We start from the raw sequence: 17,550 nt of genomic DNA, 5'->3' as shown, positions 1-17,550 counted from the left end.
GGGCTCACCTGGCGAGGTCGAGCAGGGCGAACCTGTCGACCTTGCCGTTACGGGACTGGGGCAGCGTGTCGACGAAGAAGATCTCGTCGGGGATCATGTACGTGGGCAGCCGCGCGGCGACGTGACGCTTGAGCGCCAGCGGACCGGCGCCGCCGCCCGTCACGGTGACGAAGGCCGCCAGCCGGGCCTCCATGCCGTCGCCGAGGACGGCCACGGCCGCCTGCGCCACCGCCGGGTGCGTGCCGAGGACCGCCTCGACCTCGCCCAGCTCGATCCGGTGGCCCCGCACCTTGACCCGGAAGTCGCGCCGGCCCATGTAGTCGAAGGAGCCGTCCGGCAGGACCCGGACGAAGTCCCCGGTGCGGTAGGCCCCGGTGTGCCGCTCCTTGCGCCAGTAGCCGAGCATGACGGTGGGCCCGTCCACGAGCAGTTCCCCCTCCTCGCCCGGACCGGCGACCGAGCCGTCGGCGCGTTCGGCCCACGCCTTGTCGCCGCAGCAGGCCCGGCCGATGGGCGGGGGCCGGTCGCGGGCGAGATCGTCCGGCGTCACCTCGTGGAAGGCGCACACGTTCGTCTCGGTCGGACCGTACAGGTTGAGCAGCCGCGCCGTGGTCCAGCCGGCCAGCTCGCGCAGCCGGGCGATGGGGAACGGCTCCCCGGCGAACAGGATCGCGCGCAGCGCGGGCGGCGGCGGCCCGTCCAGCAGCCCGCCGTCGCGCATCATGTGGATGAGCGCCGACGGCACCGAGTACCAGACGCTCACCCGCTCGCGACGCAGGAACTCCACCAGCTGGCGGGGCGCGTAGCTCAGCTCCTGCGGGATCAGGGTCACCGCGGCGCCGGTCGCGAACGCCGCGTACAGGTCGAGCACCGACAGGTCGAAGGTGAAGGGGGCGTGGTTGGCGAACCGGTCCTCCGGGCCCGCCCCCAGCTCGCGCACCGCCCAGTCCACGAACGCGCGCGCGTTGCGGTGGCTGATGGTCACGCCCTTCGGCGCCCCCGTGGAGCCGGAGGTGTAGAGGATGTACGCGCAGTCGTCCGGCGCCGACGGATGGTCGGGGCCCGGCCCTTCGACGGTGTCGTACGGGGCCTCCAGGTCCAGGCAGGCGACCGTCTGGCCCAGCTCCCCGCGCAGCGAGGCGAGCAGCGGCCCCTCGGCGCAGGCGGCCCGCGCCGAGCAGTCGTGCACGATCTTCAGGATGCGCGGCAGCGGCGTCCGGTCGTCCGCGGGCACGTAGACGGCGCCGAGCCGGAGCACGGCCTGCATGGCCACGACCGCGCGGGGCGACTTCGGCGCCCAGATGAGCACCCGGTCTCCCGGTCCGACGCCGCGCCCGGCCAGCGTACGGGCCAGCGCGGCGGCCCGCCTGTCCAGCTCGGCGTACGACAGCGCGCCCAGCGGCCCGTCCACCGCCGGACGGCCGGGGTGGCGCGCGGCCGAGTCCATGACCAGTCGGTGCAAGCTCATAGCCCGGCCTCTCTCGCGATGATCTCCCGCTGGATCTCCGTCGTACCGGAGAAGATCGTGCTGGGGACGGCGTCCCTCAGGTGCCGCTCGGCCTCGCCGGAGAGGTAGCCCGCCGCGCCGGACAGGTGGACGGCGTCCAGGCTGTTGGCCACGACCGCCTCGGACACGGCCACCTTCGACAGGGCCACCGCCGCCGTGCTCTCCGCCCGCCCCCGGTCGATCAGCCAGCACGCGCGGTACAGCAGCAGCCGGGCGGACTCCAGGCGCTGGCGCATGACGGCCAGGCGGTGGGAGACGGCCTGGAAGTCCGCCAGTCTCCGCCCGAACTGGCGCCGTCCGGCCGCGCGCCTGCCGGCCTCCCGCAGCTGGCGCTCCATCAGCCCCAGGTAGACGCCGAAGAGGCAGCCCCGTTCCCACGCCATCGAGCGCTGGAACACCAGCCCGCCCTGGCCCTCACCGCCCAGCCGGTGGTCCGCCGGGACCCGGCAGCCGTCGAACTCGACCCAGCTCGCCTGGCACCCGTCCAGTCCCAGCTTCTCGTACGGCTCGCCGACCCGGACACCGGGCAGCCCGCGCGGCACCGCGAACGCCGAGAGCCCGAGGAAGCCCGCCCGAGGGTCGGTGACGGCGTAGGTGACGAACACGTCCGCGATCGGCCCGTTGCTCACGAACGACTTGCGGCCCTCCAGCACGTAGGCGTCGCCGTCGCGGGTGGCCCGGGCGGCGATGGCGGCGATGTCCGAGCCGGCCCCCTCCTCGGTCATGGCGTTGCCCGCGATCAGCCGGCCCTGCGCCATCCCGGTCAGCAGCGAGGCGCGCACCTCGCCGCCGGCGAAGTCGCGGATCGGCACCCCGCAGGCGAGCAGGTGGGCGGCCACCCCGAAGGCGAGCCCGGTGTCGGGGCAGGCCCGCCCGAACGCCTCCAGGCAGTGGGCCGTGTCGAGGGCGCCCAGTGCGCCGCCGCCGTACTCGCGGGGCAGGCACAGCCCGGTGAGGCCGAGCTCGGCGGGCAGCCGCCACGCCTCCCGCCCTCCGGGCCGGGCTCCCTCCCATCGCGGGGCGGAGGCCAGCACGTCGTCGTGGCGGCGCCGCTGGGCCGCGTCGAAGTCGAAGTCCATCCCGAACGCCTCCGGTCAGCCGGGCTGCGGCACGGACAGGATCTTCACGACCGCGCAGGAGATCGAGCCGCCGGAGCCGACGCTGCCCATCACCACGTGGTCACCGGGCTTCAGCACGCCGGTGGACAGCAGGTGGTGCAGCGACAGCACCGGGTCGCCGGCGCCCGTGTGGCCGATCGTCCTGCCGTAGTCCCACGTGGACTTCTCCATGGGCAGCCGGAGCACGTCCATCCAGCGGCGCTCGATCGACTCCGGCGCCAGGTTGGTGAACACGGCCCGGGTGATGTCGCCGTACCGGATACCCGCCTCGGACATCAGCCGGTTCACCAGCTTGAGCATGTGCATGTGGGCGGTGAGCCAGCTCTGCCGCAGCGCGCTCTCGTTCGCGGCCTGCTCGTTGAACCGGCGCTCGCGCGCCTTGAAGTCGAGGAAGGCGCCCGTCGTCGGGCCGGGCGGGTAGAGCGGCTCGCCCGCGCGGTGCTCCTGCTCCAGCTCCGGGACGCTCACCGTGCCCATCGCGAGGACCTGCGCGAACCCGGCGCGCGTGCTGAGCACCAGCGCGGCGGCGGCGTCGCCGAACACGAAGGGGGCCGAGCGCCACCGGTCGACGAGCGGCGTGCCGAAGTTGTCGGCGGCCACCAGCATCGCGTCCCCGCGGTCGGGGAAGCCCCGCAGGTAGCCGGCCGCGAGCTCCATCGCGTAGAAGACGCCGTTGCAGCCCTGCCGCACCTCCAGCGCGAGCGCCCGGCCGCCGAGCAGGTAGTGCTGCAGGTAGTACTGCGGGTACCAGCCGTCCGGGCCCTGGTGCCAGACGTCGGTGTAGAGCAGGAGCCCGATGTCGCCGGGATCGTGGCCGCGCAGCGCGTCCTTGGCGGCGGCCAGGGCCATGTCGGGGGCGGACACCTCGCCGGCCACCGCCGCGCCCGTCATGCCGTGCGCCCGCGCCTCCTCCGCCGTGCACAGCCCGCGCTCGACGGCGGACTCCACCGTTTCGATTTCCGGCACGAAAACGCCGATGCCGCTTATAAATAGACTCTGGCCAGGCACGGCAATGCCCTCTCCATTCGCGGGCGACGGTTGTGGTAGCCGAATATCGTGCTGAGCCAGGAGCATAGGGCGGCCCCGGCCGTCCTGACAAGGAATCCCCGGCATTAGCGGATCGCCTTCACCTCGCTATTGTCGGGGCATCCGCCCTGTTCAGGCGAGTGAGCGGGGAGAGTGAGTGTCTCGCCAGCGAGACATCCCGGCGTCTTCCCGCGTCCGCGAATCGAACAATGCGGTTTGACAACGACCGGACCTTGGATTTCCCCTGTTGAGCAGAGAATTGCCGGTGCGCTTTGATTCACAATGGAGGACGGGCGCGTGCAGTCAGATTTCGATGTGGCCGTGATCGGAGGCGGGCCCGCCGGCTCCACGGCCGCCGCCTACCTCGCGATGGCGGGCCTTGACGTGGCGCTTTTCGAAAGCGAGATCTTCCCGCGGCCGCACGTGGGCGAGTCCTTCGTGCCGGCCACCACGCCCGTGCTGCTGGAGACCGGGGCCATGGAGGAGGTCGACGCCGCGGGCTTCCCCAAGAAGTACGGGGCCGCCTGGACGGCCGCCTACGACCTGCGCGTCCCGAGCAACGGGTTCGCCGGCATCAGCCACCGGCTCACCGCCGAGGTCCAGTTCGTGGAGCGGGACCAGCCCGGCGTCGACCGCGACTACACCTTCCACGTCGACCGGGGCAAGTTCGACCTGATCCTGCTGAAGAACGCCGAGGCGAAGGGCGCTCACGTCTTCTCGGGCGTGCGCGTGCTCAAGGTGGACCTCGACGACCCCGAGCAGGTCACGCTCACCTGCCGGATGGGCGGCAAGGAGGTCGGCTTCACCGCCGGCATGGTGGTCGACGCCTCCGGCCGCGGCACCCTCATCGGCCGCCAGCGCAAGCTGAAGGTCAGCGATCCGGTGTTCGACCAGTACGCGGTGCACACCTGGGTCGAGGGCCTGGACCGCGAGAAGCTCGCCACCCAGCCGGAGGAGGCCGACTACATCTTCGTCCACTGGCTCCCGGTGCGGGACTCGTGGATCTGGCAGATCCCCATCACCGAGACCGTCACCAGCGTCGGCGTGGTCACCCAGAAGCGGCGGATCCGGGAGTTCGGCGGCAGCAGCGAGGAGTTCTTCTGGCACATGGCCGAGAGCCGGCCGGAGTTGCTGGAGGTGCTGAAGGGCGCGCGGCGGGTGCGGCCGTTCAAGACCGAGGGCGACTACAGCTACGCCATGGAGCAGATCTGCGGTGACCGGTTCGTCCTCATCGGCGACGCCGCGAGGTTCGTCGACCCGATCTTCTCCAGCGGCGTGAGCGTCGCGCTCAACAGCGCGCGCCTGGCCTGCAAGGACATCATCGCCGCGCACCGGGCCGGCGAGGGCTACGGCAAGGAGCGGTTCGCCGCGTACGAGGCGAAGCTGCGCCGGGCGGTGAGCTACTGGTACGAGTTCATCACGATCTTCTACCGCCTGAACGTGCTCTTCACCGCGTTCGTCAAGGACCCCCGCTACCGCATCGACGTGCTCAGGATGCTGCAGGGCGACGTCTACGACGGCGAGGAGCCCAGGGCGCTGACCCTGATGCGCGAGGTACTCAAGTCGGTCGAGAACGACCCCTCGCACGTCTGGCACCCCTTCCTCGGCTCCCTGCGCGCCCCCACCGCCATGCCGCAGTTCTGACCCGTTGTGCCCAGGTTTCTCCTGCTTGTGTAGAAAGGCTTAGGAAGATCATGACCATGTACGTCTGGGGTTACCTGCACGAATACGCCGACGAGCGCGAGGACATCCTCGACGCCGTGGAGACCGTGTTCAGCTCCGGCCAGCTGGTGTGGGGGCCGCACACGGAACGGTTCGAGCGGGCCTTCGCCGACTACCACCAGGTGCCGCACTGCGTGGCGGTCGACAACGGCACGAACGCGATCGTGGTCGCCCTCCGTGCCCTCGGCGTGGGACCCGGCGACGAGGTCGTCACCGTGTCCAACACCGCCGCGCCCACCGTGCTGGCGATCAACGCGGTCGGCGCCGTGCCCGTCTTCGTGGACATCGACCCCGGCACCTACCTCATGGACGTCGGCCAGGTCCCGGCCGTGCTCACCGAACGCACCCGCTGCATCCTGCCCGTCCACCTGTACGGGCAGTGCGTGGACCTGGAGCCGCTGGAGCGGCTGGCCGCCGAGCACGACCTGGCGCTGCTGGAGGACTGCGCGCAGGCGCACGGCGCGCGCCAGGCCGGACGCATGGCCGGCACCGTCGGCCACGCCGGCGCCTTCTCCTTCTACCCCACCAAGGTGCTCGGCGCGTACGGGCACGCCGGCGGCACCATCACCGGCGACGACGAGGTGGCCGACAGCATGCGCCGGCTCCGCTACTACGGCATGGACGCCGAGCGCTACTACGTCAAGGAGACCCCCGCCCACAACGCCCGGATGGACGAGGTGCACGCCGAGATCCTGCGGCGCAAGCTGACCCGGCTGGACGCCTACATCGCCGGCCGCCGGGCCGTCGCCGAGCGCTACACCGAGGCCCTGGCGGACACCGAACTGGTGCTGCCCGTCACCGCGCCAGGCAACGAGCACGTCTACTACGTCTACGTCGTCCGTCACCCGGAGCGCGACCGCATCATCGAGGGGATGAAGCGGCACGACATCCACCTGAACATCAGCTACCCCTGGCCGGTGCACACGATGGAGGGTTTCGCCCACCTCGGCTACAAGACCGGCGACCTGCCGGTCACCGAGAGGCTCGCCGACGAGATCTTCTCGCTGCCGATGTACCCGTCGCTGTCGCCGTCGGACCAGGAAAGAGTCGTGGACGCGCTGAAGAGCACGCTGGCCGCGCTGTGACCGCTCTCTCCGCCGACCCTTCCTCCGCCGCCCCGCTCCCCGCCGCCCCGGTCCCGGCCGCCCCGCCGGCCGGCGCGTTCACCCTGTCGGCCCTGCGGCCGGACGGCGGGGTGCTGTCCACCGACGCCTTCCACCGCTGGTGGCGGGGCCGGCTGGACAGGCCCGGCTTCGAGGTGACCCGGATCCCGTTCGACGAGCTGGAAGGGTGGGCCTTCGACCCGGAGTCCGGCAACCTGCGCCACCACAGCGGCCGCTTCTTCAGCATCGAGGGCTTCGAGCTGTCCACCGACGGCTCCTCCCGCCACTGCCAGCCGATCATCAACCAGCCGGAGATCGGCATCCTCGGCATCCTCGTCAAGGAGTTCGACGGGGTCCTGCACTGCCTCATGCAGGCCAAGTTCGAGCCGGGCAACGTCAACACCTGGCAGCTCTCGCCGACCGTGCAGGCGACCCGGAGCAACTACACCCGGGTGCACAAGGGCGACGACACCCCGTACGTCCAGTACTTCCGCGAGGCGCACCGCCACCGCGTGCTCGTGGACGTGCTGCAGTCGGAGCAGGGGGCGTGGTTCTGGCGCAAGCGCAACCGGAACATCGTCATCCAGGTCGAGGAGGACGTGGAGCCGCACGAGGACTACTGCTGGGTGACCCTCGGCCAGGTCCGGCGGATGTTCCCCGTCGACAACTTCGTGAACATGGACGCCCGCACCGTCCTGTCGTGCATGCCCTTCCACGGGCCGGGCGCGCCGGCGGCCGGCGACGCGTTCTCCGAGGCGCTGGCGCGCTCGTACGGGGCGGCCGACCCGTCCAGCGGGGCGCTGCGCTCGCCGGGAGAGCTCGTGAGCTGGCTGACCGAGGCCAAGTGCCGCTGCGAGTGGAAGAGCCGGCTGATCCCGCTCAAGAGCATCGCCCGGTGGTCCAGGACCGACGACGAACTGGTGGACCAGGCCCTGCAGGGCTTCAGCATCATCGCCGTGCGGGTCGCCGCGGACAACCGCGAGGTCAAGTGGTGGACCCAGCCGCTGCTGGCCACCAGGACGACCGGGGTGGCGGTGTTCCTGGCCAGGCCCATCGACGGGGTGCTGCACTTCCTGGTGCGCGCGCAGCCCGAGCCGGGGCTGCTGGACCTGGTGGAGATGGCGCCCAGCGTGCACATGGTCTCGGGCCTGGACACGCTCGGCGCCCATACCGACCACCCGCTCGTCCTGGAGCGGGCGCTCGGCGGCGAGGGGGTGCGCTTCGACTCCCTGATGTCGGAGGAAGGCGGCCGGTTCTACCACGCGCAGACCCGCTACAAGATCGTCGAAGTGGGGGAGGACTTCCCCGTCGACGTGCCGTGGGACTACTGCTGGGTGACCGCCCGGCAGCTCATGGACCTGCTCGGGCACGGCCACTACCTGAACATCGAGGCGCGCAGCCTGGTTGCCTGCGTGCACAGCCTGTGGTGAGAGGGCGCCGGGCATGCGCGTCCTGATCGCCAGCGAGGCCGAGCGCACGCACTTCCTGTCCCTGGTGCCCCTGGCCTGGGCGCTGCGCACGGCCGGCCACGAGGTACGGGTCGCCGGCCATCCGGCGCTGGCCCCCGCCGTCACCGGCGCCGGGCTCACCGCCGTCCCGCTGGGCCGCGACCACGTCTTCGGCCGGGTCATCCGGCGCGTCGGCCACACCAGCGACGAGGACCTGGCGCTGCCCGTCATCCACCCGGAGATCGGGTTCGACGACCTGCGGCAGTGGTACCGCCGCGTGGTGCCGTGGTGGTGGCGCGCGGTCAACGAGCCGCTGATGGCCGACCTGGTGGCGTTCTGCCGCCACTGGCGGCCGGACCTGGTGATCTGGGAGCAGGTCACGTACGCGGCGGCCATCGCGGCGCGGGCGTGCGGCGCCGCGCACGCCCGCATGCTGTGGGGCGTCGACCTGCTCACCTGGCTGCGGCGCCGCTACCTGAGCCACCAGCCCCGCGAGGACCCGCTGGCCGAATGGCTGGCGGCCCGCGCCCGCGCGTTCGGATGCCCCTTCGAGGAGGAGATGACGTCCGGACAATTCACGATCGGGTACGCTCCCGCCGCCCTGGAGCCGGAGCTGGACCCGCCCCTCGACCGCGTGGGCATGCGCTTCGTGGCCTACAACGGCCGGGCCGTGGTGCCCGCCTGGCTGCGCGAGCCGGTGACGCGGCCGCGTGTCTGCCTGAGCCTCGGGACCACGGCCGTGGAGCGGATGGGCCGCTACTCCGTGGACGTGGCCGATCTGCTGGACGCCCTGGCCGACCTCGACGTCGAGGTGGTGGCCACGCTGGCCGACGGCGAACGGGCCAGGCTCCGGTCCGTCCCCGGCAACGTGCGCCTGGTCGGGTACACCCCGCTGCACGCGCTGCTGCCCACCTGCTCGGCGATGATCGGCTGGGGCGGCGCGGGGACCGTCTTCACCGGGATGTACTACGGGGTGCCGCAGCTCGTCCTGTCCCACGCGTACATGTTCGACCCGCCGCTGTACGGCCGGCTGCTGGCCGAGCGCGGCGCGGGCCTGACGATCGCGGACAGGCGGATGACGCCCGGAGGCGTGCGCGAGGCCGTGCGGTCGCTGGTCGAGGAGCCGGGGTTCCGGCACGAGGCCGGTCGGCTGCGCGCCGAGATGCTCGCCATGCCCGCCCCCAACCAGGTCGTCCCGGCGCTGGAGGAGCGCGTCGCCGTCCTGCGCGGGTGAGGGCGCGTACGCAGGGCGTCTAGATCTTGTTTAGGGCTCGTCTAGATCAGAAGCCGCAATGAGTGAGAAATCTTGTGGACCCCGCACAACGGGGGACCCGGAAGCCACCTAGCCAGAACACTGTGAGGTGTAGATGCCGGACGGAGTAGATCGCCGGACGCGCACGGCAGACCGTGCGCCGCTCGGAGCCACCCGCCGGGGGACGAACGAGACGCGAGCCAACGGGGACGGACAGGACGCACAGACGCCGACTCTCCACAACGGCCAGAACGGCCGGCCATCGCCTTACGGACGCGCCATAACGCGGCGCACCAGCCTGTCGCTGCCTCCCGGCCTGCCGCTGTCCGAATGGCGGCATCTGGGACGGCAGATGTACCTGATCGCCGATTCGTCGGCCTGGTGGCTGGGGGACTGGCTCATCTACGGGCAGACACACTATCCCGACCGCTACAAGCGGGCCATCACCGAGACCTCGCTCGACTACCAGACCCTGCGCAACTACGCCTGGATCGCCAGGAAGTTCCCGCAGAGCCGGCGCCGGGCCAAGCTCAGCTTCCAGCACCACGCGGAGGTGGCCGGGCTGCCGCAGGAGGAGCAGGACACCTGGCTCACCCGGGCCGAACTCGGCGGCTGGTCGCGCAACGAGCTGCGCGGCAGGATCAGGGCCAGCCGCAACGGCGAGCTCGCGGGCAAGGACGTCTCCCTCGTCCGCATGGACGTCGTCGCCGAGCGCAAGGAGCGCTGGCAGAAGGCCGCCGAGGCGGCCGAGCTGGAGCTGCAGGCGTGGATCGTGGCCACCCTGGACAGCGCCGCCATGGAGGCCATCGACGAGGGCGACCAGCCGTAGCCGGGTGACCCGCCAGGACAGGAGAGGACCGTGCAGCGATCGGACGCCCGTCCCGCGCCGCCGGCCGGAGGGGACCTCGCCTCCGCCACGTGGGAATCCTCCCACGCGGCGGAGGCGGCGCTCCCGTGGCCAGGCCACGTCCTGGCGGCGCAGCCCGCGTCCGCGGCGGAGGCGCTCACCCCGGTCGCCGGTCTGGTCCCGGTGATGGCCTGGCTCGGGCACGCCGCGCTCATCCTTGCGGTGGTGCTGCTGGCCGCCCAGGCCGGGCGGTGGCTGGCCCGGCTGCTGCGCCAGCCCGAAGTCATCGGAGAGATCGTCCTCGGCATGGTGTGCGGCCCGGCGCTGCTGGCGCTCGCCGGTCCCGACCTCGCGCAGGCGCTGCTGCCCCCGCAGGTGCTCGCCGTCATCCGCGCGGTCGGCCACGTCGGGCTGATCCTCTTCCTGGTCGCCGTGGTCCACGAGCTGCGCTCGGCCGCCGTCCGGGTGAGTGGCCGCACGGTGACGTGGACCGCCATCGGGGCCACCGTCGTGCCGCTCGCCGCCGGCGGCGTCCTGGCCGCGTACGTCCTGCTCGCGGCGGACCCGGCGGTGCGGGGCGGCGCGCCCGCCGCCCCGCTGGCCGTCTTCCTGCTCGCCGCCCTCACCGTCACCGCGGTGCCCGTGCTCGCCAGGATCCTGGCCGACAAGGCGGCGGTCGGCACCGGGATCGGCCAGATCTCCATGACCGTCGCCATGATCGTCGACGCCTGCGCGTGGCTGCTGGTCGCCCTCGCCGTCGGCCTGATGAACGGCGGGCCGGGCAGCCTGCCCCGGTTCGCCCTGCTGCTCGCCGCCGGCCTGGCCGTGACGGCGCTGGCCCGGCGGCTGCTCGCCGCCGCCCGGGTCACCGCGGCCGTCACCCGCCGCCCCCGGGCGGCCTCGGTCGTCGTCGCGGTGGCCGCGCTCACCGCCGCCGGCGTCATGGACACCTTCGGATTCGCTGACATCTTCGGCGCGGTGTTCATCGGGTTGGCGATTCCTGTAAAGATCGGAGCATGGTCACAGACCGTCGGGACGGTCGCTCGGGTCGGCCACAGGCTGGTTCCGGTCTACTTCGTGGTGGCGGGCATCGCCGTGTTCGCCGCCGGGCTCGGCTCGGCCGGCTGGACGCTGATCGCCCTCTGCGTGGCCCTCGGCATCGCGGGCAAGGTCGGCGGCGGCTACGCCGGCGCGAGGATGGGCGGCGCCTCGCGCCACGACAGCCTGCTGCTCGGTGTCCTGCTCAACACCCGGGGCCTGACGGAGCTGGTGGTCCTTCAGGCGGGCTTCGCCGCCGGGATCCTCAGCCCCGCGCTGTACGCGGCCCTCGTGGTGATGGCCCTGGTGACCACCGGGCTGACCGGCCCGGCGTACACCCTGCTCACCCGGCGTCACCCCGTCGCGCACCCCGTCGCGCACCCTGCGCCGCGCGACGTGCCGCCCGCGGCGCCGGAAGGGGAGACCTCCCGGGCCAGGGGGTGACTCGATGCCGAATTGCGAAAGGCCCGCGTTGGGGCGCCCCGGCATTTTGTGACTTGTGGCATATATTCTTACTTGCAGGTGTCATCGCGTGCACGCTGAACGTTGAGCAGTCAGGACGGTCCAGGTGCGAGTGCGAGCGTTAGGTCCGATTCGCGTTTCGATTTCCGATTTCGACATCGAGTTGGGATCGCCACTGCAGCGAAGCCTGTTCGCGGTTCTGGCCATGAACGCCGATCGGGTGGTGAGCAAGCAGTACCTCATCGAGGCGCTCTGGGGTCTCACGACCCCTCCCACCGTGGAGAGCAGCATCTACACCTACGTCGCGCGGCTGCGTCAGCTGCTGGAGCCGCAGCGCCCGCGCAGGGCGCCGTCCCGGTTCCTCATGCTGAGCAGCTCCGGCTACCGGCTCGCGCTGGAGCCCTGCAAGGTGGACGCGCTGGCGTTCATCCGGGCCGTGTGCCAGGCCAGGGCGCGCATGGACGCCGGTGATCTGCGCGGAGCGCTGGAGTGGTACGACGGCGCCATGGACCTGTGGCAGGGGCCGACGCCGCTCGCCGACGCGGTGGGCCCCTACGTCGAGGCGGAGCGGGCGCGCCTCGTCGAAATCCACTTCACCGCCGTGGAGGACCGGCTCGGCCTCCTCATCGGCCTCGGCCGGCCCGCCGAGGCCATCGGGGAGCTCGCCGCCCTGGCCGTGAAGTACCCCCTGCGCGAACGGATCCGGCTGCTGCTCATGATCGCCCACCACCGCACCGGCCGCTCGGCGGAGGCGCTGGCGGAGTTCCGCGACCTGCGGCAGCGGCTGGTCGGCGAGCTCGGCCTCGAGCCCGGCGAGGAGTTGCAGCGCTACCACATGCAGATCCTGCAGGGCGAGCTCGGCCCCCTGCCAGCCTCCGTGGTCCCCGCCCTGCGCTGACCCACGGCGGCGACCCTCACCCGCCTGGGCTCAGCAGGCGGTGGCGGCGGTCCTGGAGTTCCCCGTGGCGCCGGCGCAGCGTCTCGTGACGGCCGCGCAGCTCCTCCATCATGCCGCGCGTCCACTCCACCACGGAGTCGACCGCCTTGCGCGTCTCCATGACGCGGCGGTGCCGGCGGGCGTCGATCGCCATGTGGTTGAAGAACACCTCGGCGAAGGGCGCCTCGACGTCCGGCAGCCGCGGGTTCGCGGTGATGCCGAGGTCGGCCAGCTCGCGGGCGAAGGCGTCGAGGGCGCGCTGGGCCCGCCAGGCGGCCTCGTCGGCCTTGCCCAGCTCCCCGTGCTTGATGAACCCGGCGACGGTGTTCTGGCTGATGAGGTCGAAGGTGGAGGCGCCGCGGGCCCGGCCCAGAGCGGCCGTGACCGCCTCCAGCGCCTCCAGGCTCCTGCGCCCCTCCGCCAGCGCCTCCTCGGTCTCGCGCAATTCGGCGCCGGCGCCGGCCAGGTCGTCGGTGAGCGGGACGAGCTCGGCCATCACCCGGGGATCGCCGCTCTCGCGCAGCAGCCGCTCCTTGCGGTCCAGCGCCGCGGCCAGGTCGGCGGGGGCCGAGGCGAGCTCGTCCAGCTCGGCCGTCAGCGCGTCCAGGTCGGCGCGCAGCCATTCCAGCCGGCTGCGCGCCGACTCGGCCTGCCGTCCGGCCGCCTCGGCGGCCAGCCGCTCGCGCGCCAGCTTCTCCTCCTTGCCGCCGGTCAGCGTGGCCAGGAACGCGGCGAACGAGGTGCCCTCCAGCCGGGCCACGTCCGAGCGCGCGGCCTCGCGCTCGTCCTCCAGACCGGCGAGCCGGGCCTCGGCCTCGTCGATCTCGGTGGTCAGCGCCTGCCGCCGCCGGGCGAGCCGCTCGTTCCGGTGCGCCCGCTCGGCGTGCCGGCGGATGTCCTCGTCCACGGGGTCGGTGCCCATGTTCCCTCCTAGCTCCGGGCGTTGGTCCGGTCGGGGTCAGACGGGTTTGAGCCGCAGCAGCATCTCCGGCCCGCGCTCCGTCAGCCGCTCGTACGCGATCTTCCCGAGCAGCCACGCCCCCAGCCATCCGGTGCCGACGCCCGCCACGATGCCCGCTCCCCACTGGATCACCGGCGAGTCGAGCGTCATGCCGAGCGCCACCACGCCCGCCGTGGGCGCCAGGCAGGCCGTCTGGGCGAGCAGCATCAGCCGCCGGACCGGCGGGGCGAGTGACTTGCCGGTGCCCGGCACGGGGTTGTCCAGCCCGACGGGGTAGGGCGCGATGACCGAGAACAGGACCACGAGCCCCGAGCCGATGCCGATCATGGCGGGCAGCAGCGCCACCGCGTACGGGATGGCGATCTCGGCGTCCGGACCGGTGGCGGGGATGACCACGGCGGAGACGGCCACGCCGATCGGCGCGAAGACCGCCATCCAGCCGAGCTGCCGGCCGCGCACCTCGGCGCGCTCCGTGCCGGGCGTGGTGAGCGTCAGCCAGTAGGCGCTGCCGTCGAACCCGAAGAGGTTGGCCGCCTCGCTGCACGCCACCGACAGGGCCAGCACCCCGGCCAGCGGCATGAAGTACGGCCACAGGAAGCCGCCCACGAGCCCGTAGCCGATCCCGGCCGCCACGGTGACCACCACGATGATGCGCATCTCGTAGTCGCGCAGCCAGGTCCGGATCGCCCGCACCGACGAGGCGCCCGCCGGGGTGGCCGCGAGCGGGCGGGCGGCCCGGTCGCCTGGCCCGGTGCGGCGCGCCCGCCGGGCGGGCGCGACCGCGATCAGCCGCCTGCGCAGCAGGGCCGTCCACGCGGCCAGCAGCACGGCGTCGAGCGCGACCAGCCCCGCCAGGGCCGGCAGCGCCAGCGCCCAGTCGCCGTCGCCCGCGGCGCGCACGGCCGCCACGCCCCAGCCGGACGGCAGGCCGAGCAGCCACGACACCGGCACCTCGGGCATCTCGCCGCGGGCGAGCATGGTCACCAGATCCCAGAGCGGCCGTGCCAGCGCCAGGGCGGCGACGATGCCGCCCGCCACGAGCACGCTGACGACCATCACCAGGATGTCCATGCCCAGGCGTGAGCGCAGGACCGCGCCGAGGCCGTCGATCACCACCCGGGCCAGCAGCAGCGCCATGAACGCGTGCGCCAGCGCGGCCGGCACCGCCACCGCGACCGCGACGGGCCCGTACGCGCCCGCCATCGGCACCAGCGTGGCGAAGGCGAGCAGCGTGACCAGCGCCGGGATGCTCACCGCCGAACCGGCCAGCAGCGCAGCGGCCAGCCGCCGCGCGGGCACCGGCGCCATCCTGAAGTACTCGGGCCGCAGCGTCTCGTCGGTCCCGCCGCCGAAGAACGGGGCCACCAGCCAGCCCGCCGTCCAGATCGCGAACGCCAGCGCGGCCAGCTGCGGCTGGTCCGGCCAGGTGGTGGCCAGCCGCACGGTGGCCAGCAGGCCCAGCACCCCGAGCAGCGCGCCGAGGAGCATGCGGAAGCCGCGCAGCCCGGTCATCTGGTTCCTGATGAGGGCGAGCTTCATCCGGATCAGGACACCAGCCACGCCAGCCCCTCCTCGCCGCTGGTGCGCCCGCCGACCAGCTCGACGAACGCCTCGTCGAGGCTCTGCGCGCCGCGTACCTCCTCCAGGGGGCCCGAGGCCACCACCCGTCCGGAGGCGATCACCGCGACGTGGTCGCACATCGACTCCACCAGCGGCATCACGTGGCTGGACAGGATGACCGAGCCGCCGCCGGCGGTGAAGCGGCGCAGGATCACCCGGATCGTGTGGGCCGCGACCGGGTCGACCGACTCGAACGGCTCGTCCAGCACCAGCAGCTTGGGCGCGTGCAGCATCGCCGTGGCGAGGGCGAGCTTCTTGCGCATGCCCGTCGAGTAGTCGACCACCAGCGTGCGCCCCGCGTCGTCGAGCTCCAGCACCGTCAGCAGCTCCTCGGTGCGCTGGGCGACGGTCTCGCGGTCCAGCCCCCACATCGGGCCGAGGTAGTGGAGCACCTCCCTGCCGCTGAGCCGCAGGGGCAGGTGCAGGCCGTCGGGCAGCACGCCCAGCAGGGACTTGGCCTTGACCGGGTCGGTCCACACGTCGTGGCCGAACACCCGGGCCGAGCCGCCGTCGGGCCGCAGCAGCCCCACGGCCATGGACAGCGTGGTGGTCTTGCCGGCGCCGTTCGGGCCGACGAGGCCGAAGAGCGAGCCGCTCGGCACCGTGAGGAAGACGTCGTCGGCCGCGACGGTCTCGGCGAAGACCTTGCGCAGGCCGAGGACCTCGAGCGCGGGCGTGTCCGGTCGGGGGGCGGGGTCTGGCACGGGAGCGCCCTTTCTGGCGTCAGGAGTCTCGGCGGTTGAACAGGAGCGCGGCGGGGATGAGCATCGCCAGTGCCCACGCGCTCAGGGTCAGGAACCCCGACATCGGGGTGACCCCGACGTCCGGCACGGCCGGGTCGGGATAGAGCATGACGGCGCTGCTGGTGTTGGGCATGTACTTGATGACGTTCTTCTGGAACCACTCCGGCAGGAACCCGCTGAACAGGATCGGCAGGAAGTAGATGCCGAACGTGACGCCGATCGCGGCGGAGCTCTGCCGCGCCAGGAAGCCCACGCCGAGGGCGATGACGCCGGTCATGCAGATGAGCAGCCCTCCCCGCAGCAGTGCCACGAGCACCCCATCGGCGCCGATCGTGGTCTCCACGCCGCGGGTGGCGTAGACGGCCTGGCCGACGAAGAACGAGCCGAAGCTCATGACCAGCCCGGCGGCCAGGGCGAGCGCGGCCGTGATGATCACCTTGGCGAGCAGCAGCCGGGTGCGGTCCGGCACCGCGATCAGGGTGCCGCGGATCGAGCCGGTGGTGTATTCGGCGCTGATCACCAGGATGCTGAACACCATGATGGCGATCTGGCCGAAGAACAGCCCGATCAGCGAACCGGAGACCGGCTCGAAGCCCTCCGCCCGGTCCTCCCAGGTCGACATCGTGGCCCAGGCGATCAGCCCGCTCAGCGCGACGCTGACCACGACGGCCGCGATGAGCAGGGCGTACGTCGAGCGGACGGAACGGATCTTCACCCATTCGGCGCGCACCACCCCGGAGAGCCGGAGGGGCGTGGTCACATCACGCCGGACCTTGTCGTCGGTGGCGGGCACGGTCATCGGTCTCCTTCGCTCCTGGCGCGGTACTCGACGCTCTGCCTGGTCAACGTCAGGAACGCCTCCTCCAGAGAGGCGTGCTGGGGCGCCACCTCGTGCAGGCGCAGCCCGTGCTCGGCGGCCAGATCGCTGATCCGCTCGACGGTCATGCCGGTGACGTGGAGGGCCTGGCCGGACTCGGCGACGGTGGCGCCGGCCGCCTCCAGGACCTCCTTGACGCGGGCGGGCTCCGGCCCGCGCACGCGCACGTACCCGGTGGAGGCCCGCTCGATGAACTCCTCCGTCGTGGTGTCGGCGATCAGCTCGCCGCGGCCGATGACGATGAGCCGCTCCGCGGTCTGGCTCATCTCGCTGAGCAGGTGGCTGGAGACGAACACGGTGCGGCCCCGCGCCGCGAGGTCCTTCATCAGCGAGCGCACCCAGTGGATGCCCTCCGGGTCGAGCCCGTTGACCGGCTCGTCGAACAGCAGCACCTCCGGATCTCCGAGGAGCGCGCCCGCGATGCCCAGCCGCTGGCTCATGCCCAGGGAGAAGCCGCCCGTCCGCCTGCGCGCCACGCCGCCCAGCCCGACCTGCTCGATCACCTCGTCCACCCGGCGGCGGGGGATGCCGTTGCCGAGGGCCAGGGAGAGCAGGTGGTTGTAGGCGGTGCGGCCAGGGTGGACGGCCTTGGCGTCGAGCATGCTGCCGACCGTGTGCAGCGGGGCGCCGAGCCGGCGGTAGGGCTTGCCGCCGATGGTGGCGGCGCCGGAGGTCGGGCGGTCCAGCCCGAGAATCAGCCGCATGGTGGTGGTCTTGCCCGCGCCGTTAGGTCCGAGAAAGCCGGTCACCACTCCCGGCCGGACTTCGAACGATAAATCGTTCACGGCGCGCGTCGGCCCGTAGGTTTTGGTGAGCCCGGAGACTTCTATCATGCGCGGCCTTTCGCACGGGGAAGTACGCAGTGTCTATGATGCCGAACGTATCCGAC

Annotated in this window: 15 protein-coding genes; 7 read left to right on the top strand and 8 right to left on the bottom strand. The window is 72.4% G+C overall.

The annotated features are described in order from the left end of the window. Window positions 1-4: 4 nt before the first annotated feature. Genes ACQEUU_RS22625 through ACQEUU_RS22615 form a run of 3 tightly spaced genes read right to left on the bottom strand, consistent with a single transcriptional unit; the run spans window position 5 to window position 3,591 of the window. Entirely contained in the window at window positions 5-1,468 is a 1,464-nt protein-coding gene (locus tag ACQEUU_RS22625) for an amino acid adenylation domain-containing protein (protein ID WP_433068900.1), read from the bottom strand. Beyond that, complete coding sequence (locus tag ACQEUU_RS22620) at window positions 1,465-2,586, bottom strand: acyl-CoA dehydrogenase family protein (protein ID WP_433068897.1); 1,122 nt, start codon at window positions 2,584-2,586, stop codon at window positions 1,465-1,467. The genes ACQEUU_RS22625 and ACQEUU_RS22620 overlap by 4 nt, the downstream gene beginning before the upstream one ends. A gap of 15 nt (window positions 2,587-2,601) precedes the next feature. Further along, on the bottom strand, window positions 2,602-3,591 hold the full coding sequence (locus ACQEUU_RS22615) for a ketoacyl-ACP synthase III family protein (RefSeq protein WP_433068894.1): 990 nt from the start codon (window positions 3,589-3,591) through the stop codon (window positions 2,602-2,604). 357 nt (window positions 3,592-3,948) lie between these two features. Between ACQEUU_RS22615 and ACQEUU_RS22610 the strand changes: the two genes are divergently transcribed. The 7 genes from ACQEUU_RS22610 (at window position 3,949) to ACQEUU_RS22580 (ending at window position 12,421) form a co-directional block, all read left to right on the top strand. After that, window positions 3,949-5,295, top strand: a complete 1,347-nt coding sequence (locus ACQEUU_RS22610) for an NAD(P)/FAD-dependent oxidoreductase (RefSeq protein WP_433068892.1) — start codon at window positions 3,949-3,951, stop codon at window positions 5,293-5,295. 50 nt (window positions 5,296-5,345) lie between these two features. Then, entirely contained in the window at window positions 5,346-6,458 is a 1,113-nt protein-coding gene (locus tag ACQEUU_RS22605) for a DegT/DnrJ/EryC1/StrS family aminotransferase (RefSeq protein ID WP_433068889.1), read from the top strand. Beyond that, on the top strand, window positions 6,455-7,906 hold the full coding sequence (locus ACQEUU_RS22600; protein WP_433068886.1) for an NDP-hexose 2,3-dehydratase family protein: 1,452 nt from the start codon (window positions 6,455-6,457) through the stop codon (window positions 7,904-7,906). Before ACQEUU_RS22605 ends, ACQEUU_RS22600 begins: the two co-directional genes overlap by 4 nt. Before the next feature lie 13 nt (window positions 7,907-7,919). Continuing rightward, window positions 7,920-9,158, top strand: a complete 1,239-nt coding sequence (locus ACQEUU_RS22595) for an activator-dependent family glycosyltransferase (RefSeq protein WP_433068884.1) — start codon at window positions 7,920-7,922, stop codon at window positions 9,156-9,158. A gap of 298 nt (window positions 9,159-9,456) precedes the next feature. Continuing rightward, window positions 9,457-10,005, top strand: coding sequence for an LmbU family transcriptional regulator (locus ACQEUU_RS22590; protein WP_433071936.1), 549 nt, complete (start codon window positions 9,457-9,459; stop codon window positions 10,003-10,005). A gap of 30 nt (window positions 10,006-10,035) precedes the next feature. Next, complete coding sequence (locus ACQEUU_RS22585) at window positions 10,036-11,505, top strand: cation:proton antiporter (RefSeq protein WP_433068881.1); 1,470 nt, start codon at window positions 10,036-10,038, stop codon at window positions 11,503-11,505. 124 nt (window positions 11,506-11,629) lie between these two features. Then, entirely contained in the window at window positions 11,630-12,421 is a 792-nt protein-coding gene (locus tag ACQEUU_RS22580) for an AfsR/SARP family transcriptional regulator (RefSeq protein ID WP_433068878.1), read from the top strand. 16 nt (window positions 12,422-12,437) lie between these two features. On the opposite strand, the gene ACQEUU_RS22575 is transcribed toward ACQEUU_RS22580, so the two are convergent. From ACQEUU_RS22575 to ACQEUU_RS22555, 5 genes are read right to left on the bottom strand one after another with little or no spacing between them, the layout of a single operon-like run. Next, window positions 12,438-13,382 carry a hypothetical protein gene (locus ACQEUU_RS22575; RefSeq protein WP_433068875.1) on the bottom strand — a complete coding sequence of 315 codons (945 nt, stop codon included), beginning with the start codon at window positions 13,380-13,382 and terminating at the stop codon, window positions 12,438-12,440. Between the two features lie 36 nt (window positions 13,383-13,418). After that, window positions 13,419-14,981, bottom strand: coding sequence for a hypothetical protein (locus ACQEUU_RS22570; RefSeq protein WP_433068872.1), 1,563 nt, complete (start codon window positions 14,979-14,981; stop codon window positions 13,419-13,421). After that, the gene (locus ACQEUU_RS22565) at window positions 14,966-15,745 is read right to left on the bottom strand and encodes an ABC transporter ATP-binding protein (protein ID WP_433068869.1); all 780 of its coding nucleotides are present in this window, start codon (window positions 15,743-15,745) and stop codon (window positions 14,966-14,968) included. The genes ACQEUU_RS22570 and ACQEUU_RS22565 overlap by 16 nt, the downstream gene beginning before the upstream one ends. Before the next feature lie 19 nt (window positions 15,746-15,764). After that, a complete protein-coding gene (locus ACQEUU_RS22560; RefSeq protein WP_433068867.1) occupies window positions 15,765-16,583 on the bottom strand; it encodes an ABC transporter permease subunit in 819 nt (272 codons plus the stop codon). After that, a complete protein-coding gene (locus ACQEUU_RS22555; RefSeq protein WP_433068864.1) occupies window positions 16,580-17,494 on the bottom strand; it encodes an ABC transporter ATP-binding protein in 915 nt (304 codons plus the stop codon). Before ACQEUU_RS22555 ends, ACQEUU_RS22560 begins: the two co-directional genes overlap by 4 nt. Window positions 17,495-17,550: the final 56 nt, after the last annotated feature.

The sequence above is a fragment of the Nonomuraea sp. CA-218870 genome (assembly GCF_050936535.1).
Lineage (GTDB): Bacteria > Actinomycetota > Actinomycetes > Streptosporangiales > Streptosporangiaceae > Nonomuraea > Nonomuraea corallina.
The sequence above is the reverse complement of the archived record's forward strand: the minus strand, read 5'-3'. Positions and strand labels throughout refer to the sequence as shown.